Raw genomic sequence first — 15,320 nt, forward strand, 5'->3', positions numbered from 1 at the left:
CTCATATTATAAAGCTTATATGATTAAGACATCATGCAATAAAAATGGTTGCCAGTCCGAGAAACACAAACAGACCAATCACGTCGGTCACGGTGGTGAGCGCCATACCACCAGCGAGTGCCGGGTCAATTTTCATCTTTTTGAGTAAGATCGGAATCGTTACTCCAGCGATACCCGCGAGCGTCAGATTGGCCAACATCGCTGCTGAAATAATGCCACCGAGTAACCAGTTGCCTTTCCACAGCACGACGATACCACCAATCAGCAAGGCCCACAGACAGCCGTTGAGCAGACCGACAGCCGCCTCTTTGAGCAGCAATTCTCGTTTGTTACTGTCACCGATGTGTCCCAAAGCCAGCCCACGAATGACCAGTGCAATGGTTTGGTTGCCGGCAACTCCGCCCATTGAGGGAACAATCGTCATCAGCACTGCGATCGAAGCCATTTGTTCGAGTGTAGTTTCAAACATATTGGATACCGAAGCCGCAGCCAGTGCTGCGAGGACATTGGCACCCAGCCAGATACTCCGTTTGCGGGCCGATTTCATGACCGGTGCGAACGTATCTTCTTCATCGTCCATCCCCGCTAAACTCATCATCGAGTGCTCGACATCTTCACGGATGACATCGACCACGTCATCAATGGTGATCCGTCCTAACAGATGTTGTTCAGCATTGACGACCGGTGCGGAGACCCAGTTGCGGCGTTCAAACAAACTGGCAACGTCAGAATCTTTGGCATCAACCTGAATCGCTTCATCAGCATCTTCCATAATATCGCAGATACGGATATCCGGTTGACTGGTTAATAAGCTGGAGAGCGAGAGATGACCGATGAGTTTACTCTCTTCATCAATCACATACAGGGCATCGGTTGCCTGTGGCAGCTCACCTTTCATCCGTAAATAACGGAGCACAACATCAACATCAACATCGCCACGGATCGTGACGAAGTCGGTGTTCATCAGTCCACCGGCTGTATCCTCCGGATATGAGAGCGCCATTTCGACCCGCAGGCGGTCGACATTATCCATCTGGGATAAAATTTCTCGGGAGAGACCATCAGGCAGACTTCGCAACACGTAAGCAAGGTCATCGGTATCCATGCCTTCAGTTGCTTCTGCCAGCCGTTTCGGTGCCATTTTGGACACCAGTGCGTCTTTGACGTCTTCACTGAGTTCATCGAGGATTTCACCGTAGTCTTCTGGATCGGTCAGTTGCCAGAGGACATTACGACTTTTACGTGGTGAGGCTTCCAGAAGGTGAGCGATATCTTCTGGTTCCATGTCCTGAAGTTGGCGACGGACATGGACAAAACGACCATTTTCTAAGGCTTCTGTGACTTCCCGGAGGGTAAGGTGAGCCTGATCAAACTCAATATGCTCTGCCATAACTTCCCCCTGTGTCGTATTTATTATGTAAGTGACATAGTAACTTAATTCTATGCCCGATTTAATAAGAAGTTATTGCAGGATGAAATTTATTTTGCGTTAAAATAGTCGGTTAGTCTTCTTCTTCGAATTTATCTTCGATCAAACAGCAAACCGCGTCTAATGCCGGCTCCGCTTCACTGCCTTCTGCTGAGAGGGTGACATATTGCCCTTGAGCGGACTCAAGCATCAGTAGTCCCATCACCCCATCAGCGGTGGCTTCTTTTCCTTCCTGACTGCGAATCGTCAGGATGACATCAAATGATTGCGCCAGCTCTACAAGTTTAACGGCCGCTCTGGCATGAAGTCCTAGCTTGTTCTGAATTAACACCGTTTTACTGAGTTGTGGCATCGCATGATCCTCTGTTGGCTTGTCTCAAGTGTTGATTTCAAGAGTGATGTTGTTCAAGAGACGTATGGCGAATTTGTACCTGATGCCCAAGTTGGGAGAAGTATTCGCCGATTTGTTGAGTCAGATAGACAGAACGGTGTTTTCCACCGGTACAGCCAATGGCTATGGTCAGATAACTCCGATTATTCTTCTCTAAAGAAGGGAGCCAATAATCAATGAATGACTGAATATGTTGGCGCATATCAATCACCTCAGAGTGTTGTTCCAAGAAAGATTTTACAGGCGCATCAAGTCCGGTAAATGCACGTAATTCAGGTTGCCAGTGGGGATTGGGCAGAAAACGAACGTCGAAAACAAAATCAGCGTCAGTGGGCAAGCCATATTTGAAGCCGAAAGATTCAAAGACGATAATCAGATGCTTACGTTCTCTTCCCTCGACTCGCATACGAATCGTTTCACTCAGCTCATGAATCGATTTATTGGTACTGTCGAGCAGCATATCGGCCTGTTGTTTCAACGGTGCTAGGATGTGTTTTTCTTGAGCGATGGCTTGTGCCAGCGTTAAATTACTGTTGTGTAAGGAGAGGGGATGGATCCGGCGAGTTTCACTATAGCGTTTGAGTAGTGCATCTTCGGTGGCATCAAGGAACAGCACATTGACATTATAAGAGACGGACTGTTTCAGGGAGCTGAAGGTGTCACTGAGTAGTGACGGGTCATGGGGTAAGTTTCGGATATCAATACTGACCGCCACATTCTGCTTGCTCCCCTGCACCGATTGAAGGAAAGCATCCAATAAATCGACGGGGAGGTTATCGACACAATAGTATCCAAGATCTTCCAGCACTCTTAAGGCAACACTCTTGCCGGCACCGGATTGACCACTAACAACAATTAAGCGCATCGTAACATACTCAGCAAATCAGGACTGGTTGACCATGATATCATAAAGGTCTTGGTCGTTTTTAGCTTTACGAAGTTGCTTTAACACTTGTTTGTTATTCAGTCGTTCAGCCATTTGAGCGAGAGTTTTTAAATGGATTTGGCATTGCTCTTCCGGTACAAACAAAGCAAATAGAATATCAACAGGACGATTATCGATAGCATCAAAACCAATCGGTTCCTCACATTGAATGAGAACAGCCACCGCATTCTCACTGAATGTCATTCTTGCATGTGGAATGGCAATGCCGTTACCGATGCCGGTACTGCCAACTTTTTCTCGGGAGAGCATATTTTCAAACAGTTCAGTCGCACTCTTACCTGTATAATTGGCTGCGATTTCACTGATGATTTCTAATGCTCGCTTTTTGCTCGAACATTGGACTGCACTTTTCGTGCAGTCCAGAGACAGAACTTCATTGAGTTGCATGATTAATGACTACTTAATTTTTCTTTATGCTTATTCAGCTGACGGGTTAACTTGTCAACCAGACTATCGATTGCTGCATACATGTTTTCATCTTCTGCGGTCGCATGGATCTCGCCTTGATTGACATGAAGCGTGGCTTCAGCGATTTGTTGAAGTTTTTCAACACGTAAGATGACCTGTATGCTGTTAATATGGTCAAAATATCGCTCAAGTTTATCAAATTTTGAGTGAACATAGTCTTGCATTGAATCGGTCAGATCAATGTGGTGGCCATTAATATTGATTTGCATAGACTTTCCTTCTCTGTTGGGCCTTTATAGTAGGCGTTTACGCTGACTCGATGGGGATATACCCAAAGACTCTCGGTACTTTGCAATGGTACGTCTAGCGACCTGAATCCCCTGATCAGCTAGTAGTGTTGCAATTTTGCTGTCACTGAGTGGTTTTGCCTGATTTTCTGCGGCAACCAGTTTTTTGATCAGTGCGCGAATTGCGGTTGATGAACATTCTCCACCATTGTCTGTGCTTACGTGGCTAGAGAAAAAGTACTTCAGCTCGAATATGCCCCGAGGGGTATGCATAAACTTTTGGGTTGTGACCCGTGAGATGGTTGATTCATGCATGTCCACGGCAAGGGCGACATCATTCAGAACCATCGGTTTCATTGATTCTTCCCCATACTCGAAGAAATCGTGCTGATGTTCAACTATACACTTGGCAACTTTGAGCAACGTCTCGTTTCGACTCTCTAAACTTTTAATTAACCATTTTGCTTCTTGTAAATTCGTTCGGATATAATTACTGTCTGCGCCATTTCCTCGCCCCAGCGCTGCATATTGCTGGTTGATTTTTAGTCTTGGCATGCTGTCCGGATTGATCGTGACAACCCATTTTCCCCGGTCTTTGAAGACCGAGACATCTGGAATGACATATTCCGCATGTTCTGCATGAATATCATTGCCAGGGCGCGGGTTGAGTTCTTGAATAAGTTGCAAAGCGGCTCGTAATTCGTCTTCTTTTAGCTTTGCTTCTTTTTGGATCAGTTTGTAATCCCGGTTTCCCAATTGATCAATATGATCAGCCAGCAGGCGTCTGGCTTCGTTGAGCCATGGCGTATCACTGGGATATGTTGCCAGTTGCAATAACAGGCAGTCCTGTAGATTCAATGATGCGACACCTAAAGGATCAAATTGCTGAATGCGTTTTCTGACCGCCTCGACTTCATCCAGCTCGATATCGTCGTCTTCTTCACTTTGAACACTCTCCAGAAGGTCTTCAAGAGAGAGTGTCAGATAGCCGTAGTCGTCGATGGCATCAATGAGCGCCAGAGCAATCGCTCGATCCGTGTCACTGAAGGGGGTTAAATCTAATTGCCACAGGAGGTAATCTTGTAGTGTTTGCGTGGTTTCGCCCTGATAGAGCGGTGTATCTTCATCGAGTGAAATACCAGTACTACCTGTATTGGCACTGTATACATCGTCCCAAGTTGTATCGATCTCAAGTTCATTGCTGATTTCTGATTTTTCAATCATTTCTGAACTATCTTGTGGCTCCGGCTCGTTATCGGCCACATCAGCAGTTGCTTCTTTTAACGTTTCTGCTTTTTCTTCTTGGGAATTGACTTCATCCTGTGCATCTTCAACATCAAGTAGTGGGTTGGAATCGAGTGCTTCCTGAATCTCTTGCTGGAGATCTAACGTCGAAAGTTGCAGCAATCGAATCGCTTGCTGCAACTGAGGTGTCATGGCTAACTGTTGACCTAACTTGAGTTGTAGTGACGGTTTCATTCAGTTTCGATTGCCTTATTCTGTGTTGCCGTATTCTGATGTTTGTCTGGTCCAATCCCGTTCTTACTTTAATCATAGACGGAATTGTTCACCGAGATAAACCTGTTTGACCTGCTCGTTATTGAGAACTTCTTGAGGTGTTCCTTCTGCGATCAGGCTTCCTTGACTTACGATATAGGCTTTTTCACAAACATCCAAGGTTTCCCTGACATTATGATCAGTAATCAAAACACCGAGTCCCCGATCCCGGAGGTGCTCAATAATTTTTTTAATATCAATGACTGAAATGGGGTCAACCCCGGCAAACGGTTCATCCAACAAAATGAATTGCGGGTTGGCAGCCAGGGCCCGAGCGATTTCTACACGGCGTCGTTCACCACCAGAGAGCGCCATACCTGCACTATAGCGAATATGTCCGATATGGAATTCTTCCAGCAAGTCTTCGAGTTTGTCCTGACGCTCTTCTCGCGACATTTTCTCCCGGGTTTGCAATACCGCCATGATGTTGTCTTCAACAGAGAGCTTCCGAAAAATAGAGGCCTCTTGTGGCAGGTAACCGATGCCCATGCGAGAGCGCTGATGCATTGGCAGAATACTGATGTCTTGGTCATTAATTTGGATCGAGCCTTCATCCCGGGCGACCAAGCCGACAATCATGTAAAACGACGTGGTCTTGCCTGCACCGTTCGGACCAAGCAGGCCGACAATTTGTCCTGACTCTACCTGTAGACTGACATCAGAGACGACTTTTCTCTTTTTATAGCTTTTGGCTAAATGCTCTGCTTTTAGTATGGCCATGGTTTATTCTTTATTGGTTGCCTGCGGTTGCAGGACTGTTGATACACGCTCGTTTGAATTTCCGTCTGCAATGAGTTTTTGTGCAGAAATCTTGTAACGGATTTTGGTACTGTGAATCACACTGTCATCTTGTGATAGCATTGCTTTATCCGTCATGGTCAATTGGTCCGCAGCCATTTGATAATTGAGTTTCTTGGCTTCGCCATAGAGCGTTTTCCCTTCATCGGTTAACTGAGAAAACGTGGCCAGATTACCGAACCCCTGAATTGTCTCGATCTGCCCGTCTTGAGGATTTCGAGTCACGATTAATTTGTCAGCATGGATATTAATGCTTCCCTGTTTGAGGGTCACATTACCTACAAACGTCACCTGATTACTTTTTAAATCAAGTTGCTGACTATCTGAATCGATGTAAACCGGTTGTTCGGTATCTGTTGATAATGCCAAAGCGCCGCTTGAGATAAACAGGCAAGCAAGCAAACTAAGGTGCGAGATTTTCATATCTACCCTGTACATGGTTATAAAGTAAGGCGTTATGATCGGCAAAATTGCCTTTCATCGCCTGACCTTGTGTTTCAAATAGTGGACCTTCCAGTAAGACGGATGTGTCTGTCCAAAAATCACGGTTATCCAGTTGCATACTGAGTTTTGCAGTTTTGAGTGACTCAAAACTGGAATTCTCAAGTAAGTTTTTACCAATCACGTTGTCGTAAAGCGTTAATATCTTATTCTTTGTCAGAATTCCCCGTTGAGCCGTCACTTTCCATTCCATGACTCGTCCATCACGGTAAACCTGTAAAATCGGATGCTCGAATATGGTGTTGCCACTTTTGGCATAATAATCCAGGTGAGTTGATGTGATGGTATAACTTCTCACACCGTCTGCACCATACGAAATATTTGAAAGATGTTCTCCACTAAACATCGGTAGCTCCGTATTCGGAGCTACTTGTACATTTGCTTTTCTTTCATTATCGATCAAGTAGTAAATTGACCAGCAGATAATGAAAAATAAGAGTATATAGATCGTACGAGCCAGACTCATATACTCAAACCTTTGTGCATTTCCAGCTCACCCCGGGACTGTAAGATTAAATCACAGACTTCCCGTACAGCACCATGACCGCCCGACATTGTCGTGACGTAGTTTGCTCTTTTGACCAGTAATGGATGACCGTCGGCAACACAAACTTTTAACGCCACTTGCTCCATGACCGGCCAATCAATCAAATCATCACCGATATAAGCGGTATGTTCCGGTAAAATCTGTGTTTTTTGACAAATGTCAGCATATGCGCTCACTTTATCATCTTGCCCCTGATAAATCAGTGAAATACCCAGAGCTTTCATTCGGTTTTCGACTATTTTTGAGTGTCTGCCGGTCACAACTGCAACCTCAATACCAGCATTCATCAGCGATTTTATGCCGTAGCCGTCTCGGGTATGAAAGGCTTTCAGCTCTTCCCCTTGATTGCCTAAGTAAATTCGGCCATCGGAGAAAACACCATCAACATCACAGATGAGTAATTGGAGTCGGCTCGCCACTTCCCAAATGGATGATGTCACCGGGCCGTAAAGTGTTTCAACCATATTTGTCACTACATCACTCCTGCTTTCAGAAGGTCGTGCATATTGAGAGCGCCGACCAGCCGGCCGTTTTCAACCAACATCAAACCGTTGATTCGTTTTTCCTGCATTAAATTAAGCCCTTCAACTGCAAGAATGTGAGGTGATGCTGTGGTTGGATTTTGGGTCATCACATCACAAATTTTTGCACTGTGAATATCAATACGTTTGTCCAGAATTCGTCGGAGATCGCCATCGGTAAAAATACCGAGTAGTTTTTGTTGTTGATCGACTACGGCTGTCATGCCTAACCCTTTTTGACTAATCTCCATCAAGGCATCACGAATCAAAGCATCAGGACTGACGAGAGGGAGTTGATCACCAGAATGCATAATGTCACCCAATTTGAGTAACAGTTTGCGACCCAAGGCGCCTCCCGGATGTGAGAGTGCGAAGTCTTCTTGAGTGAATCCGCGCGCTTGTAAGAGCGTAATCGCGAGCGCATCCCCCATCACCAGCGTTGCTGTGGCACTGGATGTCGGAGCAAGCCCTAACGGACAAGCCTCTTCCGGAACGGAAACTTGTAAATGGAGATCAGCAAGTTTAGCCATATTGGACTGTGGATTACCGGTCATGCTGATGATGCGAATTGAGCGACGTTTTAATACTGGGTAAAGCGGCAGTATCTCTGATGATTCCCCTGAGTAGGAGATCGCAATCACGATATCGCCTGCAGAGATCATGCCGAGATCCCCGTGTGCTGCTTCGCCCGGATGAACAAAGAATGAGGGTGTTCCGGTACTCGCAAGGGTCGCAGCCATTTTTTTACCGATATGGCCGGATTTGCCCATGCCCATGACAATAATTTTGCCCTGCGTATTACTCAGGATCATGTCGCAGGCTTGGCAGAAATGCTCGTCAATATATTGTTCTATTTGTTGTAAGCATTTGATTTCTACGTTCAAAACCCATTTTGCTGACTGAGTGTAGTTCAGTTGTGACATTCTCAACTCCGTTCTCTTTGACTACGCGCTCATGTTCATGAACAAATAAGTCTGATAGACAATAAATATAGCGAACAGAATAAATCCTTCGATTCTGTTGATGCTTCGCGATTTTCCTAATGCCATCAAGACCAGAAGCAGAGAAAGCCCCAACATGACCCAAAAGTCTCTTTCCATGGCATGTTCGCTGATGATTGAAGGATTCAGAATCCCAGGGATACCCATTACCGCTAGAATGTTGAACACATTCGAACCGATAATATTACCCACGGCCATATCATCTTCACCTTTCAGTACCCCAGCCAGTGAGGCAGCGAGTTCAGGCAAGCTGGTTCCTATCGCAATAATCGTCAGACCGATGACGAGATCACTCATGCCAAAATATTTGGCAATGATGACGGCATTGCTCACGAGAATCTCAGCAGCCAGTGGCAGCAGGATCAACCCGACAATGACCCAGAACAGCGCTATTTTACTATTAATACCTTCTGGCACTTCTGACTCTTGTTCAGCCAGAAGCCGGTCTTTCTGATCGCTTTCACTGCGGCTGATTTTGAGCATTGCCAGAATAAACATGGCAAACACAACAAATAGTAAGACGCCTTCATAGAAACCAAGGTGTCCATCCCAAAGAATCACACCAGATAGTAATGTGACTCCAATCATGAATGGAAGTTCTCTGCGTAGCAGTTCTGAGTTAATCGATAATGGTTTAATGAGGGCCGTTATACCGAGAATTAATGCGATATTGGCAATATTAGAACCCAGAATGTTACCAACAGCGGTATCGGTTTTGTTGGCCAGCGCTGCCGTTGCAGAAACCATCATCTCTGGTGCTGATGAGCCCATTGCAATGATTGTCATACCAATCACTAACGGTGAAATCCCAATATTGCGTGCCAGCGCTGCAGAACCAAAAACCAACCGATCTGCACTCCATACCAGTAAGATGAGTCCGACAATCAATAAAGCAACAGCTGTAAGCATGTGTATTCCTAGTGGGTAAAGATAAAAATATTTAACCGTCGATTTTGACGTTTTGGCTTGCAAAAGAAAAGTGAAACCTCTTCATTTATTCATCAAAGATTGCAGATTTAGATTCATTTCTCTTTCTGAGTGAATTCAAAATGTTGCTCAGCCAACCCTGTCAATGACCGAATGGTATTCTCTATCTATATTTGTCGGACACCTGTAAGCGCCCTGACAAAGGAGGAGCATATTACCATCAAAATGGAAAATAGGGATGTCAAAGTGGTGCGGGCTGTCTGTTTTTTCGACAGGGCGATGGGGCGAGATTTGATGCAATAAAGTAAGGCGATGATTCTTGCGCCAGTGATGGTATGATACAGCTTGTCTGACGTGATGTTCAGCATTGATATTTTAAAGGTATCATGAGGTCAGCAGCATCATGATACAGTGCTTTAAACTTTTGAAATTATACTTATGATTGCATTTTTTGTTCATGATGGATGACGTCATAACAATGAATATAGGAAAGGAACGATAGGCTGTATATGTCCGAGTCTGATCTGGTAACGATTAACAATCTGACGTTTTCTCGTGGTGACAGAAAGATTTTTGATGATGTGTCACTCCATGTCCCTCAGGGAAAAGTAACCGCGATTATGGGGCCTTCTGGGATTGGGAAAACGACTTTGCTCCGTTTGATTGGCGGGCAACTGCTGCCTGAATCCGGAGAAATCTGGTTTGATGGCGTAAATATCCCAGTTTTGGGGCGCAGCAAGCTTTATCAGGCACGCAAGAAAATGAGTATGCTATTTCAGTCCGGTGCGTTATTTACCGACCTGAATGTGTTCGACAATGTGGCATTCCCGTTACGGGAGCATACCGCATTGAGTGAAGCATTCATTCGTACGCTGGTATTACTTAAGTTGGAAGCGGTTGGTTTGCGAGGGGCGGCGTATCTGATGCCGAGTGAACTATCCGGCGGGATGGCCCGTCGTGCGGCACTTGCCCGGTCAATTGCACTGGATCCTGAGTTGATTATGTTTGATGAGCCTTTCGTCGGACAAGACCCCATGACCATGGGCGTATTGGTTGAATTAATTCGTCATCTGAATCAAGCTTTGGGAATCACATCGATTGTGGTCTCTCACGATGTTCCGGAAGTAATGAGTATTGCGGATTGGGTATATATTCTCGCCGACGGGAAAATCATAGCCAAAGGTTCGCCTGAATCATTGAGACAGAACAATGATCCAAGGGTCAGACAATTTTTACAGGGTGACGCTGACGGGCCGGTTCCTTTCCGCTATCCTGCGCCATCACTTGAGAAGGACCTATTTCATGTTGGCTAGTTTTATTCAGTTTGCCGTTCACACTGGGCGGAGAACATTTGATATCTGTGAAGCATTTGGTCGTGCGACATTTATGTTGCTGGGTGCTTTACTGAGCCGGCCTCACCCGGTGAAAAATTTTCCGCTGCTCATGAAGCAAATCTATAGTGTCGGTGTGCTATCCATGGCCATTATCATTGTATCGGGATTGTTTATCGGCATGGTTGTGAGTTTGCAGGGCTATGTCATTCTGGTTGATTATGGGGCTGAAGGTAGTCTGGGAACTCTGGTTTCGCTGTCGTTATTACGTGAATTAGGGCCGGTGGTGACCGCCTTGCTATTTGCCGGACGAGCCGGTTCGGCACTGACGGCTGAAATTGGGTTAATGAAAGCCACCGAGCAGTTGTCGAGTCTTGAAATGATGGCTGTTGATCCATTGAAGCGGGTTATCGCACCTCGGTTTTGGGCCGGTGTCATTTCAATGCCAGTATTGGCGATGATCTTTATGGCTGTCGGTATCTGGGGTGGGCAGTTGGTTGGTGTAGACTGGAAGGGGATTGACGATGGCAGTTTCTGGTCAACCATTCAGGCCAATGTCGAGTTAGGTCATGATATTGGTAACAGTATGGTGAAATGCTTTGCGTTTGCTTTTACCGTCGTATGGATTGCTCTGTTTAATGGGTATGATGCGATGCCAACCTCTGAAGGTATCAGCCGAGCGACAACGAAAACAGTGGTCTATTCGTCTCTCGCTGTTTTAGGTCTTGATTTTGTTTTAACCGCACTGATGTTTGGGAACTAAACATGCAACAAACACGAAAAATAGAATTTTGGGTGGGCACTTTCGTTATTGCCGGAATTTGCGCAATTTTGGTGATGATTTTTCAAGTCGCTGATGTAAAAGGTCTGGGAGCGGATGATACTTATCAACTGACCGCAGAGTTTGACAATATTGGCAGTCTGAAAGTTCGTTCTCCTGTTAAGGTCGGCGGTGTGGTTATCGGTCGGGTGTCTGACATCAGCTTGGATCCACAGTCATTGAAGCCGATGGTGAAATTATCAATCAGCAGTCGGTATAAAGAATTTCCCGCGACGTCTAGTCTGCAGATTTTGACATCCGGGTTGATTGGTGAACAGTATATTAGTTTAGTGCCCGGATTTGTCTGGGGAGATGAAACCGAGTTGCTGGGTAATGGCGACAAGGTTGAAGATACGAAGTCTGCATTAGTGCTGGAAAATCTGATCGGGCAGTTCCTCTATCGGAGCGGTAATTCCGGTGATGATAAGAAAGAGTAGGCAGACACGAAGGAGTAAGGAATGTTAATGCGCTATATGATATTACTGGTGGTTTTGTTCTGTTCTATGACCAGTCAGGCGGAAACCATTGATATGCACAATCCTTATCAGATGATGAAGCAGGTGTCTGAACAGACGTTTCAGCGTTTGAAATCCGAGCAAGGTAAGATTCATCAGGATCCAAGCTATTTAAAAGTGATCGTCAAAGATGAACTGATGCCTTATGTCAATTATCAGTACGCGGCGCTAAAGCTATTAGGTCCTTACCTGAAAGGTGCCAAGAGAGATGACGTACTGGCATTTATCAATGCATTTCAAGGGTATCTCATTAGTAGTTATGCGCAGGTTTTAACGCAGTACAGTGATCAAGCCATTCAATTCGGACCAGCGCCGAAAATCGATGCAACAGACCGGATTACGACCGTGATGGTCAATATTATCGATACACCGAATCCTGATATTAAACTTGAGTTTAAACTGAGAAAATCGAAGTCGGGTGAGTGGCAGGCTTTCGATATGATAGCTGAAGGTATCAGTATGCTATCCAGTAAACGCTCGGAGTGGAGCGGTAAAATTAATAACGATGGTATCTTAGCGGTGGCGAATGAGTTGAAAGCGCTCTCTCAGCAACCGATAACAATTGAGAAGAAAAAGTCATGACACATCCGCAGTGGCATCCGCTTGAGCAGGGTGAAATTGAGTTAAGTGGGGCGCTGGATCGGGAAACTGTCCCCGGACTGTGGCAGTTTCTGCAGCAATGGCAGCCAACGGATGAGCGAATCATGCTTTCACTTGAAAATGTGGTACGGGTCGATTCCGCAGGCATGGTATTGCTGATCCACTTAATAGAACATGCAAAAAAACGAAACTGTCATATAATGCTCAGTTTCGTGCCAGAGCAACTCCACATGTTATTTCAGTTAAGTAACGTTGAGTCGCTCGTAACAAACCATATTTCAGAATCAGTAATTAGGGGTAGATAGTGGATAGTGCACAAGTACAAGAGATTTTAGATGAGGCACTTCATCTTCACGAAATCCATGTTAAAGGGGAAGGCAGCCATTTTGAAGTGATCGCAGTTGATGAATGCTTCGATGGGATGAGCCGAGTGAAGAAACAGCAGTTCATCTACGCCCCCTTAATGACATATATTCAGCGTAATGAAATTCATGCCGTTTCCATCAAAGCCTACACCCCGGCAGAATGGGAACGCGATAGAAAACTGATGTCTTTGTAAGGTTGATTCATGGAAAAATTTCGAGTAACCGGATCCGATCGACCTTTACAGGGCGAGGTGGTTATTTCCGGGGCTAAAAATGCAGCGCTTCCGATTCTGTTTGCATCAATTTTGGCTCAGGAACCGGTTGAAGTCGCCAATATTCCCCATTTGCGTGACATTGATACGACCATGGCTTTATTGCAGCAGTTAGGCGCAAAAGTGGAAAGAAATGGTTCAGTGCACGTTGATCCCAGCCGTATCAATCAATACTGTGCACCTTATGATTTAGTCAAAACGATGCGCGCCTCCATTTGGGCGTTGGGTCCACTGGTTGCCCGTTTTGGTCAGGGACAGGTTTCTCTGCCGGGCGGTTGCGCGATTGGTGCGCGCCCTGTGGATTTACATATTCAGGGGCTGGAGCAACTGGGTGCCAACATCGTGTTGGAAGACGGCTATGTGAAAGCGACAGTGGATGGTCGTTTGCAAGGCGCGCATATTGTCATGGATAAAGTGAGTGTCGGTGCGACGATCACCGTGATGTGTGCTGCAACACTGGCTGAAGGTGTAACTGTTTTAGATAATGCCGCACGTGAGCCGGAAATTGTCGATACTGCCATGTTTTTGAACACATTGGGGGCGAAAATTTCTGGTGCAGGAACGGATACAATCACCATTGAAGGGGTTGAACGGTTAGGCGGTGGTAAACATACCGTTGTGGCTGACCGGATTGAAACGGGGACATTTCTGGTCGCAGCCGCCGTTTCTGGTGGCAAGGTTATTTGTCGCAATACTCATGCGCATTTGCTTGAGTCAGTCTTAGCGAAATTGGAAGAGGCCGGTGCATTGATTGAAATCGGTGAGGACTGGATCTCGCTGGACATGACCGGAAGAACATTGAAAGCGGTATCGGTTCGGACGGCACCGCATCCGGGGTTTCCGACCGATATGCAAGCGCAGTTTACGTTGCTCAATATCATGGCAAAAGGCAGTGGTGTCATTACAGAAACGATTTTTGAAAATCGATTCATGCATGTGCCTGAGTTAATGCGAATGGGCGCAAAAACGGAGATCGAAGGCAATACCGTTATCTGTGGTGATATTGATGAATTGAGCGGTGCTCAGGTCATGGCGACGGACTTACGTGCATCAGCCAGTCTAGTGATTGCCGGATGTATTGCGAAAGGTGAAACCATTGTTGATCGAATTTATCACATCGACCGCGGATATGAACGTATTGAAGATAAATTATCCGCACTGGGCGCACGTATTGAAAGGTTCAGTGACGTTGGTTAATGAATTGTCGGACTGAGTCGAAACTGTAGCGTTTTCGGCTTTTTTATTTGTGGGGCTGGCGCGTTAACGGTAGCCCTTGTAGGAGAACAGAATGATTGCACTATTACGTGTATTAGCTGTCGTGATATTTGCGCTATTCATGTTTATCTTTGGATGTGGTTACTGTTTGTTGAGCCCACGTAATCCGAAGCATGTTTATACATTTGGTCGCTTGTTTGCTCGTATGTCCTGTTTGTTCGGGATTAAACTTGAGCTACGTTTGCCGGAGAATGCCCTTCAGCAGACACAAAGTATCTATATAGCGAACCACCAGAGTAACTGGGATATGTTTACCGTTTCTGCGGCTGTGACACCTAGGGTGGTTACGGTCGGAAAGAAAAGTCTGGTATGGCTTCCTTTCTTCGGGCAGCTCTATTGGCTGACGGGCAATATCTTGATTGATCGCGCCAATAAAGCAAAAGCGAAAGGCACGATTGATCAGGTGGTCGATAGTGTTAAAAACCATCGTGTCTCGGTGTGGATGTTTCCGGAAGGAACACGCTCTCGGGGACGCGGGTTATTGCCTTTTAAAGTCGGTGCGTTTCATGCAGCAATTGCCGCGGGAGTGCCGGTGGTGCCCATTGTGTGTAGTTCAACCAGTCATGTGAAATTTAATCGCTGGAATAACGGACATGTGATTGTTGAAATGTTGGCTCCGATTCCGACGGAAGGCATGCAAAAAGAAGATGTTCGTCGCTTAGCGAAAGAATCTCACCGAGTGATGAAAGAGAAGCTTGCATCGTTGGATCAAGAGGTCTCTGTTTTAAATCAGAGCCGGGGATCAGTGACGAACTGATACGAACCGTTTATCTTGGTTATGATGAAAAAGGTTGATATTGCTATCAACCTTTTTCTTTTTAGATGCGGA

The 15,320-nt window shown here is 45.7% G+C and carries 20 protein-coding genes; 8 read left to right on the top strand and 12 right to left on the bottom strand.

Going from position 1 to position 15,320, the window contains the following annotated elements:
• Positions 1-31: 31 nt before the first annotated feature.
• The 12 genes from mgtE to OCU60_RS02110 form a co-directional block, all read right to left on the bottom strand.
• On the bottom strand, positions 32-1,390 hold the full coding sequence (gene mgtE / locus OCU60_RS02055; RefSeq protein ID WP_074372095.1) for a magnesium transporter: 1,359 nt from the start codon (positions 1,388-1,390) through the stop codon (positions 32-34).
• 112 nt (positions 1,391-1,502) lie between these two features.
• Positions 1,503-1,781, bottom strand: coding sequence for an HPr family phosphocarrier protein (locus OCU60_RS02060; protein WP_074372094.1), 279 nt, complete (start codon positions 1,779-1,781; stop codon positions 1,503-1,505).
• A gap of 37 nt (positions 1,782-1,818) precedes the next feature.
• Positions 1,819-2,685 carry an RNase adapter RapZ gene (rapZ, locus tag OCU60_RS02065; RefSeq protein ID WP_074372093.1) on the bottom strand — a complete coding sequence of 289 codons (867 nt, stop codon included), beginning with the start codon at positions 2,683-2,685 and terminating at the stop codon, positions 1,819-1,821.
• Between the two features lie 18 nt (positions 2,686-2,703).
• A complete protein-coding gene (gene ptsN / locus OCU60_RS02070; RefSeq protein ID WP_074372092.1) occupies positions 2,704-3,153 on the bottom strand; it encodes a PTS IIA-like nitrogen regulatory protein PtsN in 450 nt (149 codons plus the stop codon).
• 2 nt (positions 3,154-3,155) lie between these two features.
• Positions 3,156-3,443 carry a ribosome hibernation promoting factor gene (gene hpf, locus OCU60_RS02075; RefSeq protein WP_074372091.1) on the bottom strand — a complete coding sequence of 96 codons (288 nt, stop codon included), beginning with the start codon at positions 3,441-3,443 and terminating at the stop codon, positions 3,156-3,158.
• A 24-nt stretch (positions 3,444-3,467) separates the two neighbouring features.
• On the bottom strand, positions 3,468-4,940 hold the full coding sequence (locus OCU60_RS02080; RefSeq protein WP_074372090.1) for an RNA polymerase factor sigma-54: 1,473 nt from the start codon (positions 4,938-4,940) through the stop codon (positions 3,468-3,470).
• Positions 4,941-5,012: 72 nt separating this feature from the next.
• Positions 5,013-5,738: an LPS export ABC transporter ATP-binding protein gene (gene lptB / locus OCU60_RS02085; protein WP_074372089.1), complete on the bottom strand. Its 726-nt coding sequence runs from the start codon at positions 5,736-5,738 to the stop codon at positions 5,013-5,015.
• Between the two features lie 3 nt (positions 5,739-5,741).
• Complete coding sequence (lptA, locus tag OCU60_RS02090) at positions 5,742-6,239, bottom strand: lipopolysaccharide transport periplasmic protein LptA (RefSeq protein ID WP_074372088.1); 498 nt, start codon at positions 6,237-6,239, stop codon at positions 5,742-5,744.
• Positions 6,220-6,783, bottom strand: a complete 564-nt coding sequence (gene lptC / locus OCU60_RS02095) for an LPS export ABC transporter periplasmic protein LptC (RefSeq protein ID WP_074372087.1) — start codon at positions 6,781-6,783, stop codon at positions 6,220-6,222. Before lptC ends, lptA begins: the two co-directional genes overlap by 20 nt.
• Complete coding sequence (gene kdsC / locus OCU60_RS02100; protein WP_074372086.1) at positions 6,780-7,337, bottom strand: 3-deoxy-manno-octulosonate-8-phosphatase KdsC; 558 nt, start codon at positions 7,335-7,337, stop codon at positions 6,780-6,782. The genes lptC and kdsC overlap by 4 nt, the downstream gene beginning before the upstream one ends.
• Positions 7,337-8,308: an arabinose-5-phosphate isomerase KdsD gene (gene kdsD / locus OCU60_RS02105; protein WP_074372085.1), complete on the bottom strand. Its 972-nt coding sequence runs from the start codon at positions 8,306-8,308 to the stop codon at positions 7,337-7,339. Before kdsD ends, kdsC begins: the two co-directional genes overlap by 1 nt.
• A gap of 21 nt (positions 8,309-8,329) precedes the next feature.
• Complete coding sequence (locus tag OCU60_RS02110) at positions 8,330-9,295, bottom strand: calcium/sodium antiporter (RefSeq protein ID WP_074372084.1); 966 nt, start codon at positions 9,293-9,295, stop codon at positions 8,330-8,332.
• A 527-nt stretch (positions 9,296-9,822) separates the two neighbouring features.
• Between OCU60_RS02110 and mlaF the strand changes: the two genes are divergently transcribed.
• The 8 genes from mlaF to OCU60_RS02150 all read left to right on the top strand — a co-directional run bounded on the left by mlaF (position 9,823) and on the right by OCU60_RS02150 (position 15,248).
• On the top strand, positions 9,823-10,626 hold the full coding sequence (gene mlaF / locus OCU60_RS02115) for a phospholipid ABC transporter ATP-binding protein MlaF (protein WP_074372083.1): 804 nt from the start codon (positions 9,823-9,825) through the stop codon (positions 10,624-10,626).
• Positions 10,616-11,407, top strand: coding sequence for a lipid asymmetry maintenance ABC transporter permease subunit MlaE (mlaE, locus tag OCU60_RS02120; protein WP_074372082.1), 792 nt, complete (start codon positions 10,616-10,618; stop codon positions 11,405-11,407). The genes mlaF and mlaE overlap by 11 nt, the downstream gene beginning before the upstream one ends.
• A 2-nt stretch (positions 11,408-11,409) precedes the next feature.
• On the top strand, positions 11,410-11,901 hold the full coding sequence (mlaD, locus tag OCU60_RS02125) for an outer membrane lipid asymmetry maintenance protein MlaD (RefSeq protein ID WP_074372081.1): 492 nt from the start codon (positions 11,410-11,412) through the stop codon (positions 11,899-11,901).
• Positions 11,902-11,937: 36 nt separating this feature from the next.
• The gene (locus OCU60_RS02130; protein WP_370738669.1) at positions 11,938-12,561 is read left to right on the top strand and encodes an ABC transporter substrate-binding protein; all 624 of its coding nucleotides are present in this window, start codon (positions 11,938-11,940) and stop codon (positions 12,559-12,561) included.
• Complete coding sequence (locus OCU60_RS02135) at positions 12,558-12,884, top strand: STAS domain-containing protein (RefSeq protein ID WP_074372079.1); 327 nt, start codon at positions 12,558-12,560, stop codon at positions 12,882-12,884. The genes OCU60_RS02130 and OCU60_RS02135 overlap by 4 nt, the downstream gene beginning before the upstream one ends.
• Positions 12,884-13,138: a BolA family iron metabolism protein IbaG gene (gene ibaG, locus OCU60_RS02140; protein ID WP_074372078.1), complete on the top strand. Its 255-nt coding sequence runs from the start codon at positions 12,884-12,886 to the stop codon at positions 13,136-13,138. Before OCU60_RS02135 ends, ibaG begins: the two co-directional genes overlap by 1 nt.
• A gap of 9 nt (positions 13,139-13,147) precedes the next feature.
• Complete coding sequence (gene murA / locus OCU60_RS02145) at positions 13,148-14,413, top strand: UDP-N-acetylglucosamine 1-carboxyvinyltransferase (protein ID WP_074372077.1); 1,266 nt, start codon at positions 13,148-13,150, stop codon at positions 14,411-14,413.
• Between the two features lie 91 nt (positions 14,414-14,504).
• The gene (locus OCU60_RS02150) at positions 14,505-15,248 is read left to right on the top strand and encodes a 1-acylglycerol-3-phosphate O-acyltransferase (RefSeq protein ID WP_074372076.1); all 744 of its coding nucleotides are present in this window, start codon (positions 14,505-14,507) and stop codon (positions 15,246-15,248) included.
• Positions 15,249-15,320: the final 72 nt, after the last annotated feature.

It is taken from the genome of Vibrio spartinae (assembly GCF_024347135.1).
Classification (GTDB): domain Bacteria; phylum Pseudomonadota; class Gammaproteobacteria; order Enterobacterales; family Vibrionaceae; genus Vibrio; species Vibrio spartinae.